17 protein-coding genes are annotated in these 20,559 nt (G+C 72.0%); 6 read left to right on the forward strand and 11 right to left on the reverse strand.

Annotated elements, in window-relative coordinates:
* The first annotated feature begins 171 nt into the window (after positions 1-171).
* On the forward strand, positions 172-660 hold the full coding sequence (locus tag JN350_RS17940; RefSeq protein WP_111084734.1) for a hypothetical protein: 489 nt from the start codon (positions 172-174) through the stop codon (positions 658-660).
* 39 nt (positions 661-699) lie between these two features.
* Here the strand turns inward: JN350_RS17940 and JN350_RS17945 are convergent, their stop codons facing one another.
* The gene (locus tag JN350_RS17945) at positions 700-1,533 is read right to left on the reverse strand and encodes a helix-turn-helix transcriptional regulator (protein ID WP_205463047.1); all 834 of its coding nucleotides are present in this window, start codon (positions 1,531-1,533) and stop codon (positions 700-702) included.
* A 131-nt stretch (positions 1,534-1,664) separates the two neighbouring features.
* On the opposite strand from JN350_RS17945, the gene JN350_RS17950 reads away from it, so the two are divergent.
* The 4 genes from JN350_RS17950 to JN350_RS17960 all read left to right on the forward strand — a co-directional run bounded on the left by JN350_RS17950 (position 1,665) and on the right by JN350_RS17960 (position 10,629).
* A complete protein-coding gene (locus JN350_RS17950; RefSeq protein WP_240347418.1) occupies positions 1,665-2,951 on the forward strand; it encodes a bifunctional glycosyltransferase family 2/GtrA family protein in 1,287 nt (428 codons plus the stop codon).
* A 328-nt stretch (positions 2,952-3,279) separates the two neighbouring features.
* Positions 3,280-3,465: a hypothetical protein gene (locus JN350_RS19955; RefSeq protein WP_240347419.1), complete on the forward strand. Its 186-nt coding sequence runs from the start codon at positions 3,280-3,282 to the stop codon at positions 3,463-3,465.
* Positions 3,462-8,843, forward strand: a complete 5,382-nt coding sequence (locus tag JN350_RS17955) for a glutamate synthase-related protein (RefSeq protein WP_240347420.1) — start codon at positions 3,462-3,464, stop codon at positions 8,841-8,843. The genes JN350_RS19955 and JN350_RS17955 overlap by 4 nt, the downstream gene beginning before the upstream one ends.
* Positions 8,806-10,629 (forward strand): sulfite reductase subunit alpha, encoded by a 1,824-nt coding sequence (locus JN350_RS17960; RefSeq protein ID WP_205463049.1) that lies wholly within the window; start codon positions 8,806-8,808, stop codon positions 10,627-10,629. Before JN350_RS17955 ends, JN350_RS17960 begins: the two co-directional genes overlap by 38 nt.
* 397 nt (positions 10,630-11,026) lie before the next feature.
* On the opposite strand, the gene JN350_RS17965 is transcribed toward JN350_RS17960, so the two are convergent.
* From JN350_RS17965 to JN350_RS17980, 4 genes are all read right to left on the reverse strand, one after another.
* Positions 11,027-11,422, reverse strand: coding sequence for a DUF7882 family protein (locus tag JN350_RS17965; RefSeq protein WP_111084738.1), 396 nt, complete (start codon positions 11,420-11,422; stop codon positions 11,027-11,029).
* A gap of 8 nt (positions 11,423-11,430) precedes the next feature.
* The gene (locus JN350_RS17970; protein ID WP_205463050.1) at positions 11,431-12,411 is read right to left on the reverse strand and encodes an alpha/beta hydrolase family protein; all 981 of its coding nucleotides are present in this window, start codon (positions 12,409-12,411) and stop codon (positions 11,431-11,433) included.
* 231 nt (positions 12,412-12,642) lie between these two features.
* Positions 12,643-13,548 (reverse strand): hypothetical protein, encoded by a 906-nt coding sequence (locus JN350_RS17975; protein ID WP_205463051.1) that lies wholly within the window; start codon positions 13,546-13,548, stop codon positions 12,643-12,645.
* Positions 13,548-14,015, reverse strand: a complete 468-nt coding sequence (locus JN350_RS17980) for a hypothetical protein (protein WP_146249711.1) — start codon at positions 14,013-14,015, stop codon at positions 13,548-13,550. Before JN350_RS17980 ends, JN350_RS17975 begins: the two co-directional genes overlap by 1 nt.
* Before the next feature lie 118 nt (positions 14,016-14,133).
* Between JN350_RS17980 and JN350_RS17985 the strand changes: the two genes are divergently transcribed.
* Positions 14,134-15,117, forward strand: a complete 984-nt coding sequence (locus JN350_RS17985) for an SRPBCC family protein (RefSeq protein WP_205463052.1) — start codon at positions 14,134-14,136, stop codon at positions 15,115-15,117.
* 133 nt (positions 15,118-15,250) lie between these two features.
* Here the strand turns inward: JN350_RS17985 and JN350_RS17990 are convergent, their stop codons facing one another.
* From JN350_RS17990 to JN350_RS18015, 6 genes are read right to left on the reverse strand one after another with little or no spacing between them, the layout of a single operon-like run.
* The gene (locus tag JN350_RS17990; protein ID WP_205463053.1) at positions 15,251-16,426 is read right to left on the reverse strand and encodes a hydroxymethylglutaryl-CoA synthase; all 1,176 of its coding nucleotides are present in this window, start codon (positions 16,424-16,426) and stop codon (positions 15,251-15,253) included.
* A complete protein-coding gene (locus JN350_RS17995) occupies positions 16,423-17,487 on the reverse strand; it encodes a hydroxymethylglutaryl-CoA reductase (RefSeq protein WP_111084744.1) in 1,065 nt (354 codons plus the stop codon). Before JN350_RS17995 ends, JN350_RS17990 begins: the two co-directional genes overlap by 4 nt.
* On the reverse strand, positions 17,480-18,562 hold the full coding sequence (locus JN350_RS18000) for a phosphomevalonate kinase (protein ID WP_205463054.1): 1,083 nt from the start codon (positions 18,560-18,562) through the stop codon (positions 17,480-17,482). The genes JN350_RS17995 and JN350_RS18000 overlap by 8 nt, the downstream gene beginning before the upstream one ends.
* Complete coding sequence (gene mvaD, locus JN350_RS18005; protein WP_240347421.1) at positions 18,559-19,584, reverse strand: diphosphomevalonate decarboxylase; 1,026 nt, start codon at positions 19,582-19,584, stop codon at positions 18,559-18,561. Before mvaD ends, JN350_RS18000 begins: the two co-directional genes overlap by 4 nt.
* Positions 19,584-19,820: a hypothetical protein gene (locus JN350_RS18010; RefSeq protein ID WP_205463056.1), complete on the reverse strand. Its 237-nt coding sequence runs from the start codon at positions 19,818-19,820 to the stop codon at positions 19,584-19,586. The genes mvaD and JN350_RS18010 overlap by 1 nt, the downstream gene beginning before the upstream one ends.
* A complete protein-coding gene (locus tag JN350_RS18015) occupies positions 19,715-20,557 on the reverse strand; it encodes a mevalonate kinase family protein (protein WP_205463057.1) in 843 nt (280 codons plus the stop codon). The genes JN350_RS18010 and JN350_RS18015 overlap by 106 nt, the downstream gene beginning before the upstream one ends.
* Positions 20,558-20,559: the final 2 nt, after the last annotated feature.

The following is a 20,559-nucleotide window of genomic DNA, read 5'->3' on the forward strand; positions in this document are numbered from 1 at the left end:
GCACTCGCGACCAGCGAGGGTGGCACACCTTCGCGGCGCTGGACGGATCGTCAGACGATCGTCCAACGTCCGGGCCGAACGCGTGCAACCCGGCACCCGACGACGCAGGCTGGGTCCTGTCCGAGCTGGACGACCCACACGGGTCACCACCGCAGAGATGGGAACACGATCATGAACTCGTTCAAGCGCAAGTCCGTCAAGCTCCTCGCCGGCACCGCACTCGGTGGCGCCGTCATCGCCGGGGCGTTCGTCGCGGCACCGGCACAGGCCGCCGAGCCCGCACCGAGCACCTCGGCTTCCGTCGGCGGCAACGTCAACGTGAACCTCGACCCGGTCGCGATCGTCAACGCGATCAAGGACGCCGTGAACGACCAGAGCGACCGCGGCGGCGCCGTGCAGGCCGCGCTCGACGTCGGCTACTGGAACGCCGGCAACCCCGATCGCCTCACCGTCGCGGTGGTGAACAAGAACCAGGACATCACGGTGTCCGGCGACGTCGCGGACGCGCAGTCGATCGACATCAAGGGCGGCAACTACGTCATCTACTGGTTCAAGGGCCCCGGATCGATCACGAACAACGGTGACGGTGGCTGGCTGAACTGGGGTGCGTTCGGCAACATCGAACGCATCGACAACGTCATCCACGTGAACGGCGGCTGATCCGCCGGCACCGCACCGGCGCCCCCGGAGACCACGGTCTCAGGGGGCGTCGTCGTGCGTGGCGGGACGCTCGGCGGCCGGCTCGATCGCCGGGGGCCAGGTCCGTGCTGCACCGCGGACCTCGCGCCGTGCACGGATCCACCCCTTCACGAAGGCGACCGACACCAGCGCCGTCCGGTTCGGCGCCTTCCACGACTTCATCAGCCGTCCGAGGTGCCACGCGACGGCCTGGCGGCTGTAGGCCGTCTCCTTCGCGATCTCGTCGTTGGAGAGCCCCTGCGCGGCGAGCGCGAGCATCTGCTCCTCGGTCTCGTCGAGGCCGGGCGCACGGGCGACGAGGTCGATCTCCCCGGTGGTGACCGCCGCCGCCGCGGACGCGCTCGCCGATCGCCGTCGCTGCTGGGCCCAGGCCTCGGCCCAGCACGAGCCGAGTTCGTGGGCGACGAGCGAGGCGCGGCTCATCGCGAGCATCGTCCGGCCGGCGTGGTCGAGCGTGACGGCGTGGTCGCGGGTGGCGGTGTGCATGACGAGGGCGAAGACCCGGATCGCCGGCAGGGCCCCGCGGAGCACGACCGACACGTCGACGCGGGGGTCCTCGGCGCTCGCGGCCGCCACCGCGCGCAGCTGGGCGAGGCACTCGCGGTCGACGGGTTCACCGCGCTCGACGGCCCGCAGCGCGGCGGGGAGCACGAGCGGGACGATCTCGGCGTACCGGCGTCGCAACCAGTCGTGGCCGTCCGGTCGGATGCCGTGCAGCGGAGGCGTGAGCAGGAGCTCCTCGAACTCCGGACACCGTTCGTCGAGCGCCAGGCCGAGCCGCTCCCCCGGGAGCAGCACCGCCGATCGGTGTGCGTCGTCGCGCTCGGTCGTCATCGTCCGTCGACCGTATCCGCGCGACACCTGTCGTGTTCGACCGTGACGTGAACGGTCGCCGAACGCCGTTCTTACCGGGAGCACAGCGCACTGCCTCGGTCCGCATGTGCCCGCTGCCGAGCATGAGCGGCATGACGGAGACGAACCAGACCCTCGACATCGACATCGTCGTCCCCTGCTACAACGAGCAGGACACGCTCGCGGCCCACGTGCGACGCCTGCACACGTTCTGCCGGACGTCGTTGCACCACTCGTGGCGGATCACGATCGCCGACAACGCCTCGACCGACGACACCGCGCGGATCGCCGACGACCTGGCCGCCATGCTGCCCGGCGTGCACGCGGTCCACCTGCCCGAGAAGGGTCGTGGGCGGGCGCTCAAGGCCGTGTGGGGTGCATCCCCGGCGACGGTGCTGGTGTACGTGGACGAGGACCTGTCGACGGACCTCGCGGCACTCGAGCCGCTCGTGGCGCCGTTGCTCTCCGGGCACTCCGACCTGGCGATCGGCACGCGGTTGGCGGACTCGTCGCGGGTGGTGCGGGGCAGCAAGCGCGAGTTCATCTCCCGCTCGTACAACCTGCTGCTCCGCACGACGATGGGGGTGTCCTTCTCGGACGCGCAGTGCGGGTTCAAGGCCGTCACGAAGCGGGCGGCCGACCAGTTGCTGCCGCTGTGCGAGGACGACGCGTGGTTCTTCGACACCGAGATGCTCGTGCTCGCCGAGCACGCGGGGCTGCGCATCCACGAGGTCCCGGTGGACTGGGTCGACGACGTGAACTCGTCGGTGCAGATCGCGTCGACCGCCACCGAGGACCTCAAGGGCATGTGGCGCGTCTCGCGGGGCATCGCCAGCGGGCGGGTGCCCGTGGGCGCCGTGTACGAGACCATCGGCCGACGCCCGTTCACGCCGCCGCACGTCGGGTTCCTCGGTCAGGCGCTGCGCTTCGGGGCGATCGGGGTGCTGTCGACCGTCGCGTTCGCGGTGCTGTACGCGCTGTTCCGTCCGGCGATCGGGGCGCAGACGGCGGACTTCACCGCGCTGTTGCTGACCGCGATCGGCAACACCGCACTGAACCGGCGCTTCACCTTCGGCCTCCGCGGGCGGGCCGGGGCGGGGCGGCACCACGTGCAGGGGCTGGTGGTGTTCGGCATCGCCTGGGCGATCACGTCGGGGTCCCTGGTCGTGCTGCACAGCAGCGTGCCGGGAGCGTCGCACGGTGCCGAGATCCTGGTGCTGACGGCCGCCAACCTGGTCGCGACCTGCGTCCGGTTCGTGCTGTTCAAGGCGTGGGTGTTCCGCAGTGGCCGCCGTCGCCCGGAGCTCATCCGCCCCGGCACGACCCCCGCCGCCGACGCCAGCACGGCGGTGACGCAGCCGATCGCCGTCGACGAGCGGACCGGCGAGCACGCAGCCTGACACCGTGCCGGGCTGGCTACTCGGTGCGGGGTCGTTCGGCACGTGCTGCCCGCCGCACCGTGCGGTGTGGCCCATCCCGTGCGGGGTTCCACGCTCCGTGCAGCGCAACAACAGCGCACCGAGGGCGCAACCTCGCACCAGCCGAACAGGCACGCACCGTGCGCCGCACCGCGCGGTGTTGCGTGGGCGGTATACCGCGCCGTAGCATCGCCGTACCGCACCACAACCCCACAGGGCCCGACTGTCACCACCGGTCCGCCCGCGGCGAGCGCTCCATCGATGCAGCCTGGCCGTCCGCTGCCGGCAACGCCCCACTGGACCCGCACACGTGAACCCCACCTCCTTCGGTCTCTACGACCCTGCCCGCGAATCGAGCGACTGCGGCGTCGGTTTCATCACCCGACTCGACGGCACGCCCCACCACGACGTCATCCGCAAGGGTGACGAAGCGCTCTGCGCCATCCCCACCGCGGCGGCAAGTCCGCCGAGGGTGTCGGTGACGGCGCCGGCGTGAGCATCGACCTGTCGGTGGAGTTCTTCAGCGCCATCACCGGCCAGGAGCTCCGCGCCGGTCACTTCGGCGTCGCGAACTGCTTCGTGCCGAGCGGCACGGGTGCGGCAGCGGACGCCGAGCGCGCCCGTGCGCAGCAGACCGTCACGGACGCCATCGAGCAGCAGGGCTTCGAGCTGCTCGTCGTCCGCGACGTCCCGGTGGACCACTCCGTCGCCCGACCCGAGGCCGAGCAGTACCAGCTGCCGATCGTGCAGTGGGTCTTCCGCGCGCCCGAGCAGTGGGACCGCACCGAGGTCGACGCGGCGGCGAACCGTGCCCTGCTCGCGATCGAGTCGGTGTCCTACGGCGAGGCCGCCGAGCAGCGCGCCGAGCACGCAGCGCTGTACCCGCTGTCGCTCAGCGCCAGGACCCAGATCCTGAAGGGCCGCCTGAACTCGGGCGAGGTCATCGGGTACTTCACGGACCTGCGGGACCCCCGCCACTCGGTGCGGACGCTGTACTTCCACACCCGGTTCTCGACGAACACCGAGCCGCACCCGACGATGGCGCAGCCGTTCCGCCTGATGGCGCACAACGGCGAGCTGAACACCGACCGGAAGAACCGGCTGTCCGACGAGGCCCTGGCCCGCGCGCGCACCCGCAGCATCGTCCGCCCGCCCGGGCAGTCCGACTCGAGCCGCCTCGACCAGACCCTGCAGAGCCGGGTGTTCGACGACGGACTCGAGATCGTCGAGGCCGTGGTGTCGCTCATGCCGCCGGCGTGGGAGAACGACCGCACACTGACGCCCGACGTGCGGGACATGCTCGAGTTCTTCTCGCTGTACGAGGAGAAGAACGACGGGCCCGCCGCCGTGATCTTCAGCGACGGCGACGTCGTCGGCGCGCGGCTCGACCGCCTGGGCCTCCGCCCGCTGCGCTCGGTGCAGACCGCCGAGTACCTGATGGTGTCGTCCGAGGCCGGTCAGGTCGAGTTCGACGCCGACGAGGTCGTGCACCGCGGCCGCATCGAGGCGGGCGGCATGCTCGTCGTCGACCACCGCACCGGCACGCTGATGCGCACCCGCGAGGTGCTCGAGATGCTCGCGGCGCGCAAGCCCTACGGAGCCCTGCTCGACGCCGCCCGCGTGAACCTCGACGACCTGCCGGCGCCGGAGTACCAGCGCACGACGACGACGCTCGGCTACGACGGCGACCTGTCGCTCGCGGGCCGCTACGTGGCGTACTCGCTGAACCAGGAGAGCTTCCGGTTCATGCTCGACCCGATGCTGCAGAACGGCTCGGAGCGGATCTCGGCGATGGGCTACGGCAACGCCATCAACGCCCTGAGCGACACCGAGGGCGGCATGGCGAAGTACTTCTCGCAGCGCTTCGCCCAGGTGACGAACCCGCCGCTCGACTCGATCCGTGAAGCCGACGGCATGAGCATGCGCGTGGCCCTCGGCGCGAAGCCGGACGGCACGGGTTCGACGAGCCGGCAGCTCGTCGTGCAGTCGCCGATCCTCGGCCACCTGGACATGGTGCGCCTGCGCGACCAGGACATCGTGCCGCTCGAGCGCTTCGACATGCTCTACGTTCCGGTGCTCGGCGACGAGCAGGCGAACGCGGACGCCGTGCGCGACGCTGTGGACGCCCTGTGCGACGCCGTGGAGCAGTTCGCGGGGACGTCCGGCGGCATCGCCGTGCTGACCGACCGCGAGGTCTCGTCGACCCGTGCGCCCCTGCCCGTGATCCTGGCCGTGGCCGCCGTGAACCAGCGGCTCATCGAGACCGGTCTGCGCCTGCGGGTGTCCGTCGTCGCCGAGAGCGGTCAGCTGCCATCGTCACACCACGTGGCGACGGCCCTCGGCTTCGGCGCCTCGGCTGTGTACAGCTTGAGCGCGCGCCTGCGTGCCGAGGAGAAGTACCCCGCGGCGCCGGCACCCGCCGGTGAGCTCACCGCGACGGACCTCGCGCTGAAGCAGTTCCGCAAGGCCGCCGAGAAGGCGCTGGCGAAGACCATGGGTCGCGTCGGCCTCTGCACCGCCGAGAGCTACATCGGTGGCGCGTTCTTCGAGCCGAACTACCTGGACACCGGCGACGACGTCCTGGCGCGGGTGTTCCCGCACATGCAGGCCCCCGTGGGCGGCGTCGGCTTCGCCCGCATCGCCCAGGCGGCGACGGACTGGCACGAGCGTGCCCGCTCGGTCGCGGCCGAGGGCCAGGTCCCCCTGCTCGGCCTGTTCAAGGAGCGCTCGGACGGTGCCGGCCACTCGTTCGGCGTCGCGAGCGTGCGCGGGTTCGGCGGGATGACCGAGGAGCGTCCGTCCTTCGAGCGCTCCGGCGACTCGGACGCACTGCGCCTGCTGACGCTCGGCCAGCTCGACGACTCGTTCGGCATCACCGACTCCGCCTACCGCAACACCGGCTACGACCGCCTCAGTGACACCGAGATCGACCAGCACCGGATCACGCCGGGCTACGTCACGTTCCTGCAGACCACGCACGACGAGCGGTCGCGCCGCCCCGCTGCGCTCCGCGACGTGCTCGCGCTGCCCGCGGACGTCACCGGCATCGACACGGCTGAGGACTTCGCCCGCGAGCTGGGTCGGTTCTCGACGACCGGCAACGCCAGCGTCACCGTGCGCGGGCTGTCCGGCTCGCGTCCGTCCTCAGACGGGCTTCCGGGAGGCACGGAGCGGTTCCGCCTGGAGCTCGCGTCGACGGGCACCACGGGTGCACTGCGCCACCGGGCCCTGGCAGACGGCCTCGCGCTGCTGTTCCCGGGCCAGGTCGACGTCGACTCCGTCGACGACACCCAGGTGACGCTCCGCGCCACCGGCGCGGCCGTCGGGCTGCTCACCCTGCTCGAGAGCGCGCCCGACAGCGTCGAGCTCGACGAGGTCCAGCCGGCACACGAGATCACCCGGACCCTGGCGTCCGGCGCGATGAGCCACGGCGCGCTCGTCGCCACCGCGCACGAAGCGGTGGCGCACGGCACGAACATGGTCGGCGGCATGTCGAACAGCGGTGAGGGCGGCGAGCACCACTCCCGCTACGGAACCATCCGCGGCTCGCGGATCAAGCAGTTCGCCTCGGGCCGCTTCGGCATCTGGGCGGGCTACCTCGCCGACCCCATGCTCGAGGAACTCGAGATCAAGATCGGTCAGGGCGCGAAGCCCGGCGAGGGCGGTCAGCTGCCCGCGCCGAAGGTCACGGTGGACATCGCCGCGGCCCGTGGTGGCACGCCCGGCGTCGAGCTCATCTCGCCGCCGCCGCACCACGACACGTACTCGATCGAGGACCTGGCGCAGCTGATCCACGACTGCAAGGCGGCCCGTGTCCGGGTGATCGTGAAGCTCGTGTCCTCCGAGGGCATCGGCACCATCGCGGTGGGCGTCGCGAAGGCCGGCGCGGACGTCATCAACGTCGCGGGCAACACCGGTGGCACCGGCGCCGCGGCCGTCACGAGCCTGAAGTACGCGGGACGTTCGGCGGAGATCGGCGTCGCCGAGGTCCACCAGGCCCTCGTCGCGAACGGCCTGCGCTCCAAGGTCACGCTCCGCTGCTCGGGCGCGCACCAGACCGGGTCCGACGTCGTGACGAGCGCCCTGCTCGGCGGCGACAGCTTCGAGTTCGGCACGACCGCGCTCATGATGCTCGGCTGCGTCATGGCGAAGAACTGCAACGTGAAGTGCCCGGCCGGCCTCACCACGAACGCCGAGGCGTTCGAGGGCGACCCGCGTGCACTCGCGCAGTACCTGCTCAACATCGCCCACGACGTGCGGCAGATCCTCGCCCGGCTCGGCCTGCGCTCGCTGCGCGAGGCCCGGGGGCGCACCGACCTGCTGCAGCTCCTCGACCACCCGGCGAGCGTCGGGCGTCTGGACGCCCGTGCCCTGCTCGCGCAGGTGCCGGAGAAGGTCGTGACGGACCCGGAGTACCTGGAGAAGGACTTCCACACCGACGACGCGCTGCTCGAGCGCATCCGCACGGCGCTGGTCGACCACGCCCAGGAGCACGTGCTCGTGCACGGCGTCCTGCTCGGCAACAGCGACAAGTCCGTCGGCGGTCAGCTCGGCATCGACGTCGAGCGCCTGCTCAACCACGAGCTCGGCGCCGAGGACGTCCAGGGGTTGCCCGCCGTGGCGACCGATGACCGCGGGCGCCGCCGGCTGGTCGACGGTGCGGTCACGATCCGCACCCAGGGCTCGGCCGGGCAGTCGTACGGCGTGTTCAACAACGACGGCATCGTGCTCGAGCACACCGGCACCGCGAACGACGGCGTCGGTAAGAGCCAGAGCGGCGGTCGGATCATCGTCCGCGCACCGGGCGGCGGCAGTGCTGACCAGGGCGGGAACGTGCTGATCGGCAACTTCGCGCTCTTCGGGGCCACCGGCGGCCGCACGTTCGTCGAGGGCGAGGCCGGAGACCGCTTCGCCGTGCGCAACTCCGGCGCCACGGCCGTGGTCGAGGGCGTCGGCGACTTCGGGTGCGAGTACATGACGGGCGGTGCCGTGTTCAACCTCGGCGCGTTCGGCAAGGGCCTCGGCAACGGCATGTCCGGCGGGTTCCTGTACCAGTACGACCCGTCCGGTCAGGTCGCGCAGCGCGCCAGCACCGACTCGCTCCTCGTGTTCCCCGTCACCGACACCGAGCGCGGGGCGTTCCACGAGGCCGGCGCACGACTGCTGCTCGAGTGGCACCTCGAGGCGACCGGGTCGGCGCTGGCCGAGCGGCTGCTCGCCGACTGGGAGACCACCCGGCAGCACGTCTTCGTCGGCATGCCGCGCGCGCTCCTGCTCTCGCAGGACGCCGGCGAGATCCTCGCGGCGGCCACCCGCCCCGAGCTGCTCGACGAGCTCGCGACCTCGATCGCCACGGACAAGCTCCGTGCGTTCAAGGTCGACTACCGCGACCAGCGGACCGTCCTCGACGGCCGTGCCCCGGCGCTCGGCGACCAGGGCGACGACATGTTCTCGCTGCTGTCGTCGTACACGGTGCTCGGCGTCGCCCAGGACGTCGCCCTCGAGCGCGTCCCCGGTGCGGGTGCGAACGACCCCCGCGTCACCGAAGCGGTGAAGAACCTCGTCCTGACCGAGGACTTCTCCGTGAAGCAGCGCGTCGTGAAGTACCTGCGCGGCACGCTCGACCGGTTCGCGGACGACCAGCTCGCGACGCTCATCGCGATCAAGCGGCTCGACGACTACAAGCGTGCGCTCACGCAGCGGAACAACCGCAGCATGGACGCACCGGGCACCACGGGGTGGATCATGCACCAGAACGCCAAGAACGACGGCCGCGTCCGCGAGGCCCGCTTCGACGAGCTGCTCGCCACCGCGGCACTCGAGGACATCGCCCGCCGTGCACCCCAGGCGCCGACCGAGGCGGTGTCAGCGTGAGCCTGCTCCCCCGACCGGCTCGCTGATCCCCGTCGACGCACCGTTCTCGGCCGCCCAGGAGTCCTGGCTGGCCGGGTTCATCGCGGGCATCGCCGCCGCCGGCAAGAAGGCGTCCGGCGCCGCCCCCACGACGACGGTCGACGTGCTGTTCGGCACGCAGACCGGCAACGCGGAGTTCCTGGCCGACGAGCTCGTCGCCGGGGCGAAGGCCCGCGGGCTCGGTGGCCGTGCCGCGGCGCTCGACGCCGTCACCCCGGAGCAGCTCGCCGGGATGACCCACGTCCTCGTCGTCACCTCGACGTACGGCGAGGGCGAGATGCCCGACAACGCCGGCCTGTTCTGGGACGCGGTCCAGGCGTCCACCGTGCCGCGGCTCGAGGGGCTGCAGTACGCGGTCCTCGGCCTCGGGGACACCAGCTACGACGAGTTCTGCCAGGCCGGCAAGCTCCTCGACACCCGCTTCGAGCAGCTCGGCGCGACCCGGGTGCACGACCGCGTGGACTGCGACGTCGACTTCGAGGACGCCGCCGCACTCTGGAGCGCCGCCGTGCTCGACCGGCTCGCTGCGGAGGCCGGCGCGACCGGCGCACCCGGCGCGACCACGGGCAGTGGTGCCGGCGACGGTGCCACCGCGACCAGCGGGGCGGGCGCGGGCCGTGCCTCCCGGCCGGGGTCGCAGTGGAACAAGCGCAACCCGTACCCGTCACGGCTGGTCGAGAACCGGCTGCTCTCCTCGCCGCGCAGCGCGAAGGAGATCCGGCACTACGAGTTCGACCTCGGCGACTCCGGCATCGAGTACACCGCCGGCGACGCCCTGGCGGTCGTGCCGGTCAACGACGAGGTCTTCGTCGCGGAGCTGCTCGAGCAGGTCGGCGCGAACGGCGGCGAGTCGTTCGACGGCCGACCGATCACCGAGGTCCTGCGGAGCGACCGCGAGGTCCGGACACCGTCGAAGGACCTCATCGCGGACCTCGTGCAGCGTGCCCCGGCGAGCGAACTCGCTGCGGTCGTCTCGCACGGCGACAAGCACGAACTGGACCGCTGGCTGTGGGGTCGTGACGTCCTCGACCTGCTGCGCGACGCCGGACCGGCCGCTCCCGGACTCGACGAGCTGCTGCCGAACCTGCGCCCGCTGCAGGCACGCCAGTACTCGATCTCGTCGAGCCCACTGGCGCACCCGGACCGCATCCACCTGACCATCGCGTCCGTCCGGTACGGCGACCCGCACCGGATGTACGCCGGTGTCGCGTCGACGTTCCTGGCGGACCGGGTCGCCCCCGACCGTACGGTCGACGTCTACCTGCAGCCGAACGCGTCGTTCGGCGTGCCGGCCGACGCGTCCGCGCCGATGATCATGATCGGTCCGGGCACCGGCATCGCTCCGTTCCGCGGGTTCCTGCACGAGCGGGCCGCGGCCGGTGCGACGGGGCGCAACTGGCTGTTCTTCGGCGACCAGCACCGCGACACCGACTTCGTCTACCAGGACGAGCTCACCGAACTGCAGGAGCAGGGCGTGCTGAACCGCCTCGACCTGGCGTTCTCTCGCGACCAGGCCGAGAAGGTCTACGTGCAGACGCGAATGCGGGAGCAGTCCGCCGAGCTGTTCGCCTGGCTCGAGGACGGCGGCCACGTGTACGTGTGCGGCGACGCCTCGCGGATGGCGAAGGACGTCGAGGCCGCGCTGCTCGACGTCATCCGCACCGGCCGTGGGCGGGACGAGGACGACGCACTGTCGTACCTGGCCGACCTGCGCCGCACGAAGCGGTACGTCCGCGACGTCTACTGAGTCGGCACCCCACGCCCGATCCGGGCAGCAGGACGCCCCGGCAGCAGAACGCCCCGGCAGCGGAACCCGAATCCGACTGCCGGGGCGTTCTCTGGAGGGTGCCGGTCAGTGAGGCCTGACCGACGAGCCCAGTGGCGTGACGCAAGGACCCGGGTGCGATGACCCGGCTTGCTGGACGACGAGTCTCCTGATCCGGGACTCCCGTCGTGCACGCCGCTCGCTCGCCGATGGTTGGTCGGCGCCGGGCGCGCACTGCGTCACGGTCATTCGGGTCCCCCTCCTGCCGCGGTTCGTCGCCGTCACCGGCTCCCTGGATGCCGGCCCGAAGGGACGACTCTGATCCGCGGTACAGAAACGGTACGACGATCAGCGGATCTTCGGAACCCGTTGACGGGAATCACTCAGCCGTGCTACCGCTCGGTGTCCCCGAAGCGTCGTCGGCGTCCCCCGGGGCGACCGCTCGCGACCACGCCGAGTCGGCCGCCGTGCTCGTGTCCGGCGGCTCCGGCGTCAGGACGAGCCCCGAACCCGACGTGGCCGAGGCGTAGAGGTCCTCGAGCCAGCTGCGGTTGATCGACGGCACCCGGCTGCCGGAGAACTTGAAGTGCAGGCTGACGTTCGGGTTCAGCCAGATCGTGCTGCGACCGTTGCCGTGGATGACGTCGTCCTTCCACGAGAACGCGAACCGGTGCTCGCGTCGGAGCATGTTCACGATCACGATCTGCAGGTGTGTCATGGCGCGGTCGTCGATGCGGAGGTCGAGCGGCTGGCCGTCGTAGATGAGCTGACCCATGGCTCCTTCTACTCCATGATGCCGGTGTGCCCGAGCGATCTCGCCCAGGTCGTGATCGTGGTGTCGAACCAGACGGCGTCGACGTTCCGTTCCCAGGCGTGCTCGGCGGGCTCGCTCACCGCCAACGTCACGGTGTCGGGGTGCGCGTCGGCGAACTCCCGGCTGACGGCGAACGGCACGGTGGTGTCCCCCGACGAGTGGATGAGCAGGGTCGGTGGCAGGCTCCGCGGCGCGTGCAACCAGGAGAGCGCGCGGACGTCCACGGGTGATCGGAGCCCGACGAGGCGGTACACGAGCGGCAGTGCCATCGCCCGGAGCGCAGCACCGACGACGAACCCGGGGAGCCCGGCACGACCGGCCTGGGAGCGCACCGTGGTCGCCCAGTCGAGCGCCGGCGACACGAGGACCAGTCCCACGAACCGGTCGCGGTGCGCCGATCGGGCGAGCATCTCGTGGGTGATCGTCGCGCCCATCGACCACCCCACGACGACGAGCCGTTCGGCTCCGTTCGCGACGGCGTGGTCGAGTGCGGCCTCGACGTCGGGCCACTCGCGGGCACCGAGGTGCGAGGCGCGGCCCTGCCAGGGTGCTTCGCCGTCGCCGCGGAACGACGGGACGATCGAGGTCCAGCCGACCTCGAGGGCCGCCGGCACGGTCCGGAGCGCCGTCACGCGGGTGGTGCGGATGCCGTGCACGTGGACGGCCCAGGTCGTGGCGGCGGGTGCGTCGGCGGCGGCCGGCGCGTCGGCGGCGGCCGGCGCGTCGGCGGCGGGTGCGGGCGCGGGCGCGGGCGCGGGGCCAGCGGGCCGGATGACCCACGCTGGTGCAGGGCCCACGGCCGTCGGCAGGTCGACCTCCGCCCAGTCGACGTCCATCGCGGCGGGGTCCGGGTGCACGTGCCCGCTCCACCGCACCCGTGTCGACACGTCACCCGTCGTCCGGACCACCGCACGCCGGACGGTGCCGGCGGCCTCGTCGACGTCGAGCACCGGCCCGACCGTGGTGTGCCCGGTGCCGTCGTGCCACAGGCCGTACTCCCCGGGCGGACGGTGTCGTCGGTGATCGGGAGCCGGATCGAGTCGTCGGTCGTCTCGAGCACCGGGGTCCAGCGGTCGCCGCCGGGCAGCACGATCTTGCCGACGACCTTCCGCACCACGAGCAGGAACGCCGCCGCCAGCACGACGAGCACGCCGAGCACCCACCAGACGATCGTCATCGCATCAGCCTCCGAGACTGCGGGTCAGGGTCAGTTCCGCCGAGCGCACCTGGGCGAGCTCGGCGTCGTCGAGGGTCCGGCCCTGCACCTCGGCGTCGCGGATCGCGATGACGAGGTCGTAGGTCCGCGCCTGCACGTCGCCGTCCCGTTCGACGGCGCGCAGCTCGTGGCGCCGGGCGATGCGGCGGAGCAGCCGGTGGTGCCGACGGCACGTCACGTCCCGCCACCACCGCCGGAACGTCAGGGACGCCATCGCGACGACGATGAGGACGATGCCCAGGTAGAACGGCGGGTCGAAGCCCAGACGGAGTCCGTCGCGCAGCGGAGCGGGGAACCACCCGAAGTGGTCGGCGGTGAGGGAGAGGAGCTCGTCGATGCTCGCGATGACCACGAGCGAGAGCCCCACCCGGAAGACCACGAGCGCGACCGGATTGCGCAGCACGCCGTACCGGAGCGTCGCGGCGGCGATCACGCCGACACCCACCATGTAGACCGACCCGTAGAGCCACATCGCCGGCTGGTGGATCTCCCGCACGATGAAGTGGAAGTCCGTGCCGCCCCGGTCGCGCACGGCGAAGAACGGGACGGCGAAGGCCACGACCACCACGAGGAGCGCCAGCGGGCTCGCCAGCCCCGGCCGCTTCGGCAGGTCGGACGTGCTCGCCCGGAGCATCAGCCAGAAGGCCGCCGTGGCGCACACGTTCTGCACCAGGTTGATGAGGTTCGTGCCCCCGAGGGCACCGTCGAGCACGGTCTGCGGCACGACGCTGCCGAGCGTCAGCAGCCCGAGCGCACCGACGCCGGTCGCACCCCAGGCTGCGCGGCCACGTGGGTTCCGCAGCACGTAGGGCGTGCGGGCGAGGAAGATCAGCGCCGCGCACCAGAAGGCGGCGGCGTGCAGGACGGCCATCAGCCGTAGGCCCGCTCGTCCGCGCTCGCGCTGCCGGCGAGCAGCACGGTCGCCAGCTCGTACGCGAACCGCTCGGCGAAGTGCTCGTCGTCGTCCGAGATGCTCACCAGTCCGGTGTCGCCGTCGAGGGCGCGGCGGCACACGTGCCCGCCCGAGGCGAACTCGGCGATCGAGGTGGTGGTCGGGGCTCCGGCGTCGCCGTGCACGAGGTGTCCGAGCTCGTGCAGGACGCAGTGCATCCGGTACAGCTCGGGAGCGCCGGCCGGCACGAGGACGAGGTTCTCGTGCTCGAACTGCGAGACCAGCGCGGTGAGCGGTCCCCAGCTCGGACCGTCGACGTCGACCACGCGGGTCGGTTTGCCGACGAACCGACCGACCCCGGCGACGACGTCGGGGAGCCTCGGCGACGGGGGAAGGGTCGCGACGAGGGCACTGACGGTGTCCGACGCGCTCGTGCCCACTGACATCGCCCCTTTCGATCTCCGCGGACAGACTACCTGCACGTCCCCCTTGCGCACGAGGTCGCGCGGACGGAGCCTGAGACCAAGACCGAACCCGACGACGAACCGACGACCAGGAGCGACGATGCCCACCACGTCCGTCCACACCGACCCCGAGGCCCTCGCGATGACGCTCGTCGCCGAGTTCCCCGTCCCGGTCGAGCGCCTCTGGGGCGCCTTCGCCGATTCCCGTCAGCTCGAGCGCTTCTGGGGCCCGCCCGGGTTCCCCGCCACCTTCACCGCGTTCGACCTGCAGCCCGGCGGCCGCGCCGACTACCGGATGACGTCGCCGCAGGGCGAGCGGTTCCACGCCGTCTGGCAGGTCACCGAGGTCGACGAGCCGCACCGCATCACCTTCCGCGACCTCTTCACCGACGCCGACGGCGAGGTCGACGACGCGTTGCCGGCCAGCGAGACCGTCCTGTCGTTCGAGACCGTCGGAGCCGGGTCGCGTGTGACCGTCCGGTCGTCGTTCAAGTCCGCCGCCGACCTCGAGACCATGGTCGACATGGGCATGGTCGACGGCTACGAGCAGGCCTTCGGACAGCTCGACACCGTGCTCGCCGACCTGCGCGAGCACGCCCTCGGCAAGGGCACCGTCACCGAGCTCGTCGACGACACCCACGTCCGCATCACCCGGGCCTTCGCCGCACCACGCCACGTGCTGTGGCGGGCGCACACCGAGCCGGAGCTCGTCTGGCAGTGGTTGCTCGGACCGGACGGGTGGGAGATGACGGCGTACGAGAACGACCTGACGCCGGGCGGCACGTTCCGGCAGGCATGGGCGCCGACCGGTGACACCGAGGGCGAGCCGTTCGGCTTCGAGGGCGAGAACCTCGTCGTGGAACCGGAGCGGCGGATGGTGTCGACCGAGCGGATGACCGGTGCGCCGTTCCCCCCGAACACGAACGACCTGCAGTTCGACGAGGCCGACGGCGTCACCCTGCTGACACTGCTCGTCACCTACCCCGACCGGACGCAGCGGGACATGATCCTGGCCACCGGCATGACCGACGGCATGGAGACCAGCTACCAGCGCCTGGAACGCGAGGTCCTGTCCGCCACGTGACCAGCGGACGGACGGGAGGCCCGTGGCGGCCCCGCCACGGGCCTCCCGTCCGTCACGCGGAAGCGACAGATCCCTGCGAACCTTCCGCACGGATCTGTCGCGTTCGCGGAGGGGTCGAGCCCGCGCGGAGGGGTCAGGCCTGCGCGGTCGCCTCGTAGTGGCGCGCGCCGCCGCGCACCCCGGCGAACCGGTACGGCCCCGCCGTGACGCGCGGACGCTCGACGTCCTCGCTCGTCGCTGCGCCGGTCGCGTGCAGCTCGCGGTACGCGTCCACGGTCAGCGGTACGCGGGTCGAGAGCAGCTGCCGGACCCGGCCGACCCGACGGTGCTCGCGGTAGGACGGCTGCACGATGCCGGTGAGGAGCTCGCCGACGCTGCCCGAGCCGTAGCTGAACAGGGCGATGCGCTCACCCGCCAGGTCCTCGTCGAGGTCGAGGAGTGCGGCGAGCCCGATCCAGAGCGACGCCGTGTACGTGTTGCCGGTCTGCTTGTTGTACGTGAAGCCGACGAACAGTTCCGACTCGTCGAACGGCACGCCCACGTGCTGCGTGAGCTTCCGGTGGGCCTTGAGCGCCATCTTCGTGAACGGCTGGTGGTGGACGAAGCGCACGATGTCCTCGTACGCCGGTCCGCCCTGGTCCGCCAGGTCGTCCCAGGCCCCGACGAACGCGTCGACGTAGGCGCTGACGGACAGGCGGCCGTCGACCAGCGCGGTGGAGCGGTCGTTCGGGCGCCAGAAGTCGTCGACGTCGGCGGTGAACACGCCCGCGGCCGGCTCGATCTCGATCAGGTCGGGGTCCGCGGACATCAGGATCGCGGCGGCACCGGCACCCTGCGTGGGTTCGGCGGCGGTGTCGACGTCGTAACGGGCGACGTCGGCGGCGATGACGAGCACGCGCTCGTGCGGTGCCCGGGCGATGATGCCGAGCGCGAGCTGGACGGCAGCGGTCCCGCCGTAGCAGGCCTGCTTCAGCTCGACGACGCGGACGTTCTTCGGCAGGCCGAGCAGGCCGTGCACGAAGACGCCGGCGGCCTTGGACTGGTCGACGCCGGACTCGGTGGCGAACAGCACGGTGCGGATGCCCTCGACACCGTGGCGGTCGATGACCTCCTTGGCCGCGGCGGCCCCCATCGTGACGATGTCCTCGTCCGGGGCGGGCACGCTGAAGGCGTCCTGGCCGATGCCGACGTGGTACTTCGCCGGGTCGACGCCGAGGCGCTCGGCCAGGTCGTCGAGCTCGAGCACGTGGTGCCCGGTCGCGATGGCGATGTCGTGGATGCCGACGCGGAGCGCGCCGTCGCCGGTCACGCTGCGCCTCCGGCCGGCTTTGCGCCGCGGCGCTCCATGGCGACGTGGGCGGCCATCAGCTCACCCGGGTTCGTCTGGGCGGCGAGGAGCGAGAGTTCCCCGCACAGCACCGTGGCGGCGCACAGGGCGGCGAGACGACGGGCGTTCGCACCGGGCTCGCGGTCCTCGCGGCAGCCGAGGCGCACCAGGGCGTCCTCGACGACGGGCAGGTCCCCGCCCTTGCCGTTGCCGACCGTGCCGACGATCAGGTGCGGCAGCGAGGTGGCGAAGTACAGGTCGCCGTCGCGGTTCTCGGCACTCGTGATGCCCTGCGAGCCCTCGACGATGTTCGCGGCGTCCTGCCCGGTGGCCAGGTAGAAGCCGAGCAGCATGTTCGCGTAGTGCGCGTTCGCGGAGCGGAGTGCCCCGGCGATGGTCGAGCCGATGAGGTTCTTCGCGATGTTCAGTTCGACGATGCGTTCGGTGCTCGACCGCAGGCGCTTCTCGACGACGTCGCCGGGGATCACGATCTCGGCGATGGTGTTGCGGCCACGACCACGGATTCCGTTCACCGCGGTGGCCTTCTTGTCGGTGCAGAAGTTGCCCGAGACGGACACGTAGCGCAGGCCCGGCTGCCACGCCAGGATCGCGGGCAGGAGCTTGTCCGCCGCCTGCGTGACCATGTTGTGGCCAGAGGCGTCACCGGTCGTGAAGGCGAACCGCAGGAACAGCAGGTCACCGACGATCTCGGGGTGCACCTCGATGAGCTTCGCGAACCGGCTCTGCCCCGCGACCAGCGCCTCGAGCTCGTCCTGTCGCGCCAGGATCTGTCCCGCAGCGACGTGCGCCGCCGCGGCACTGGCTGCTCGGACGACGACCGAGCGGGTCATGCGCTCGTCGACGACGGTCGCGACGATGCCGTCGTCGACCATGCGCGAGATCCGGGCGCCGCGGCCGACGGACGGCCAGAGCGGCGACTCGTACGTGGCGAGCGGGACCTCGTGCTCGCCCTGGACCGCGTTGCCGCTGATGCGGATCGGACCGACCCACTTGGTCGGGATCGGCGTGAGCAGGTCACTCATCGAGGGCTCCTTCTGGTGCTCGCACCGCGACGCTGAGGTGTCTGATGTCGTGCGCCTCCCAGGCGCGGTGGATGCCGGCGGGGTCGATGTCCGCGGGGACGAGTGCGATGCCGCAGTCGCCGCCACCGGCGCCGGACGGCTTCGCCGCACCGCCGGCCGCCTCGACGACGTCGCACAGGGTCGCGAGGCGTTCGGTCTCGATCTTCGACCCGACCGAGTCGCCGAGGCGCTGCATGAGCACCCGGGCACGTCGGAGCGCGTCGAGCGTCTGTTCCGCGTCGCCGGTCTGGAGGCCCGTGGTCAGGTCGTCGACGCAGCTGCGGCTCTCGTCGAGGAACTCCTGGTACCCGCCGTTGCGGTGCCGGCGCACCACACCGACGAGCTTCGTGGTCGAGGCCGGCGAGCCGGTCCAGCCGACCAGGAGCTGCAGGTTCTCGGGGGCCGGCAGCCGCTGGACGTCGAACCCCGCCCACGCATCGGCGTCGGTGAGGATGTCGGACACCCGGCGTTCGTCGACGAGCGAGGCGAGGCGGTCACGGTCCGGGGCGCTGTAGCGCAACCAGCCGCCGAACGTGCTCGCGGCGAGGTCCCCGCCGGACGCCCGCGGGTTCACCCGGATGGTGGCGAGCATCGCGACCTGGAAGCGCTGCCGCTGCGTCAGGCCGATGCCGTAGAAGCGGTCGAGGGCGCCGACGGTCGCGACGGTCACCGCGGCCGAGGACCCGAGTCCGAACTTCCGGCCGCTGGCGTCGTCGAGCTGGCTCTCGATCCGCAGGTCGTGGAACCGCGGGGCGATCCGCCGCTCGGCGCGGAGCTTCTCGACGAGGTCGATCGTCGCCATGACGTAGTCGTAGGGGTGGTGCTCGCGGTCCAGGGCGAGACCGTCCTCGTCGCGCGTCCACGTCAGCGGTAGGTGGCCGTACTCCTCCGAGTGCACGCTGCCCGCACCGTGCGCCTCGGACACGCGTGCCGTGATGGCGCGGTCGAGGGCGATGAGGACGGACGGCTGGCCCGGCTCGACGACGGCGTACTCGCCGGCGACGAACAGCTTGCCGTGGGCGCGGAACTCGATCACTGCACGGACTCCTTCTGGTCGGGGCTGTCGCTCGCTGCGGCGACCCCGATCTCTTCGGAGCGGAGCACCCGAGCGGCAGGTCCGGTGCCGGACTCGATGACGTCGCCGAAGGACGCCAGCGCGGTGGCCACGGCGGAGCGGTCCTCGGGCCGGCAGAGGACGACCACGTTCGGGCCGGCGTCGGCGGTGGCGTAGGCCTCGAGGCCGGCGGCGCGGAGTTCGCCCACGGCGTCGAACACGGCGACGCTGCGCGCGTTGAGGTAGCGGATGGGCGGGAAGGCGCCCTCGATCGTGGCGTGCATGCGCAGGGCGTTGCTCTCGGTGATCTCGCCGATGCGCGTGAAGTCGCCGGCTGCGCACGCGTCGAGCATGTCGCCGACGGTCTCGGTGGTCGACGTGACCCACGCCGGGTAGAACGGCGACGTCGCGATGGTGCGGCGCATCGCCTCGCGCGATCCGATGGGCTTCGGTCCGGCGTCGATCGTCACGACCACCATGGCCATCGGTGGCGCCGGGATCGGCTCGGCGAAGGAACCCTGGTCGTCGCCGGCGTGCCAGACGGCGACGCCGCCGGGGATCGACCGCGTGGCCGAACCCGAGCCGCGTCGGGCCAGGCGGGACAGGTCGCGCGGGGACAGGTCGAGGCCGTACGCCGCCGAGGCCGCGGTGGCGAGCGCCGCGAACCCCGACGCGCTGGAGGCGAGCCCTGCGCCGGTCGGCACGGTGTTCTCGGACACGACGGACGCGCGGGCGGTGCTGCCGGCGAGCTCCCGCACGAGGTCGAGGAACTGCTGCACGCGCGCCAGCGCACCGTCGTCGACGACGTGACCGTTCAACGTGAACGCATCACGCGCCTCCTGACCGTCACCGGAGCCACCGTCCAGCGTGACGGTGGTCGTCGTCGGGAACACGTCGAGACCCATGGAGACGCTGCCCGTTGCGGGCAGCGCGAGCTGCGCGTCCGCCTTGCCCCAGTACTTGACGAGGGCGATGTTGGGGTGCGCGACGGCGGTGGCGGTCATCAAGCGCGGGCTCCGATCGTGGTGGTCCAGGTGGCTGCGGCCCCTGCGCCGCGGAGTGCGGCCGCGATGCGGTCCGCGTGGTCGTCGTCCGCGGCGAGTGCGAGCACGCACCCGCCCCGCCCGCCGCCGGTCAGCTTCGCGCCGAGGGCGTCCGCAGCACGTGCGGCGTCGACGAGCCGGTCCAGGTCGGCACTCGACACGTCGAGTGCACTGAGCAGGTCGTGCGCGGCGTCCATCGTGGCACCGAGCCCCTGTGCGTCGCCAGCCTCGAGTGTCCCCCGCGCCCGGCGTGCGAGCGCGCCGATCCGGTCGATGACCGCGTCGACGACGACCGGGTCCTGGTCGTGCCGTTCCCGCACGGCCGCGACCGCCTGCCGGGTGTGGCCGGGGACACCGGTGTCGGCGACGACGAAGGTGAAGCGGGCCCCGAGCGCGACGGGCTCGATGCGGCCCCCTCGAACCAGACCGGCACCGCGGCGACGACACCGCGGGCGTCGAGTCCCGACGGGCGACCGTGGGCGACCCGCTCGCACTCCTGGATGAGGTCGTGGTGGGTGTCGGCGTCGAGGGTCTCGCCGAGGGCGTCCGCGACGGCTGCCGTCACGGCGGCGGCGACCGCTGCGCTCGACCCCATGCCCCGGGCGGTCGGGACCTCGCTGTCGACCCGGACGTGGAAGTGCCGGTCGGTCACGCCGAAGTGCCGCAGCGTCGCGGTGACGGCGGTGACGGTCGGCATCACCGCAGCGGGCGCGAGGTCGAGGGGACCGGTGTGCACCGTGGACTCGAGGGTGTGGCCTGGGGCCCCGCCGGAGACCGGCGTCACCGTCGCGACGACCCGGGCGTCGAGCACCGGCAGGACGAGTGCGGGTGCGCCGTAGACCACGGCGTGCTCACCGATCAGGATCGTCTTGCCGTGGGACGACGCGGTCCCGGAGCCGGGGGTCGTGGTGGAGTCGAGGTCGCTGCTGGTCATCG

Origin of the sequence: Curtobacterium sp. 24E2, from assembly GCF_016925595.1 — a bacterium.
In the GTDB taxonomy this organism is placed as follows: Bacteria; Actinomycetota; Actinomycetes; order Actinomycetales; family Microbacteriaceae; genus Curtobacterium.

What these genes read in the sequence shown, in the direction of transcription:
- JN350_RS17940 (WP_111084734.1), top strand. Translation starts at nt 172, where the DNA reads ATGAACTCGTTCAAGCGCAAGTCCGTCAAGCTCCTCGCCGGCACCGCA.
- JN350_RS17945 (WP_205463047.1), bottom strand. Translation starts at nt 1,533, where the DNA reads ATGACGACCGAGCGCGACGACGCACACCGATCGGCGGTGCTGCTCCCG.
- JN350_RS17950 (WP_240347418.1), top strand. Translation starts at nt 1,665, where the DNA reads ATGACGGAGACGAACCAGACCCTCGACATCGACATCGTCGTCCCCTGC.
- JN350_RS17965 (WP_111084738.1), bottom strand. Translation starts at nt 11,422, where the DNA reads ATGGGTCAGCTCATCTACGACGGCCAGCCGCTCGACCTCCGCATCGAC.
- JN350_RS17975 (WP_205463051.1), bottom strand. Translation starts at nt 13,548, where the DNA reads ATGGCCGTCCTGCACGCCGCCGCCTTCTGGTGCGCGGCGCTGATCTTC.
- JN350_RS17980 (WP_146249711.1), bottom strand. Translation starts at nt 14,015, where the DNA reads ATGTCAGTGGGCACGAGCGCGTCGGACACCGTCAGTGCCCTCGTCGCG.
- JN350_RS17985 (WP_205463052.1), top strand. Translation starts at nt 14,134, where the DNA reads ATGCCCACCACGTCCGTCCACACCGACCCCGAGGCCCTCGCGATGACG.
- JN350_RS17995 (WP_111084744.1), bottom strand. Translation starts at nt 17,487, where the DNA reads ATGAGTGACCTGCTCACGCCGATCCCGACCAAGTGGGTCGGTCCGATC.
- mvaD (WP_240347421.1), bottom strand. Translation starts at nt 19,584, where the DNA reads ATGACCGCCACCGCCGTCGCGCACCCCAACATCGCCCTCGTCAAGTAC.
- JN350_RS18010 (WP_205463056.1), bottom strand. Translation starts at nt 19,820, where the DNA reads ATGGACGCCGCGCACGACCTGCTCAGTGCACTCGACGTGTCGAGTGCC.
- JN350_RS18015 (WP_205463057.1), bottom strand. Translation starts at nt 20,557, where the DNA reads ATGACCAGCAGCGACCTCGACTCCACCACGACCCCCGGCTCCGGGACC.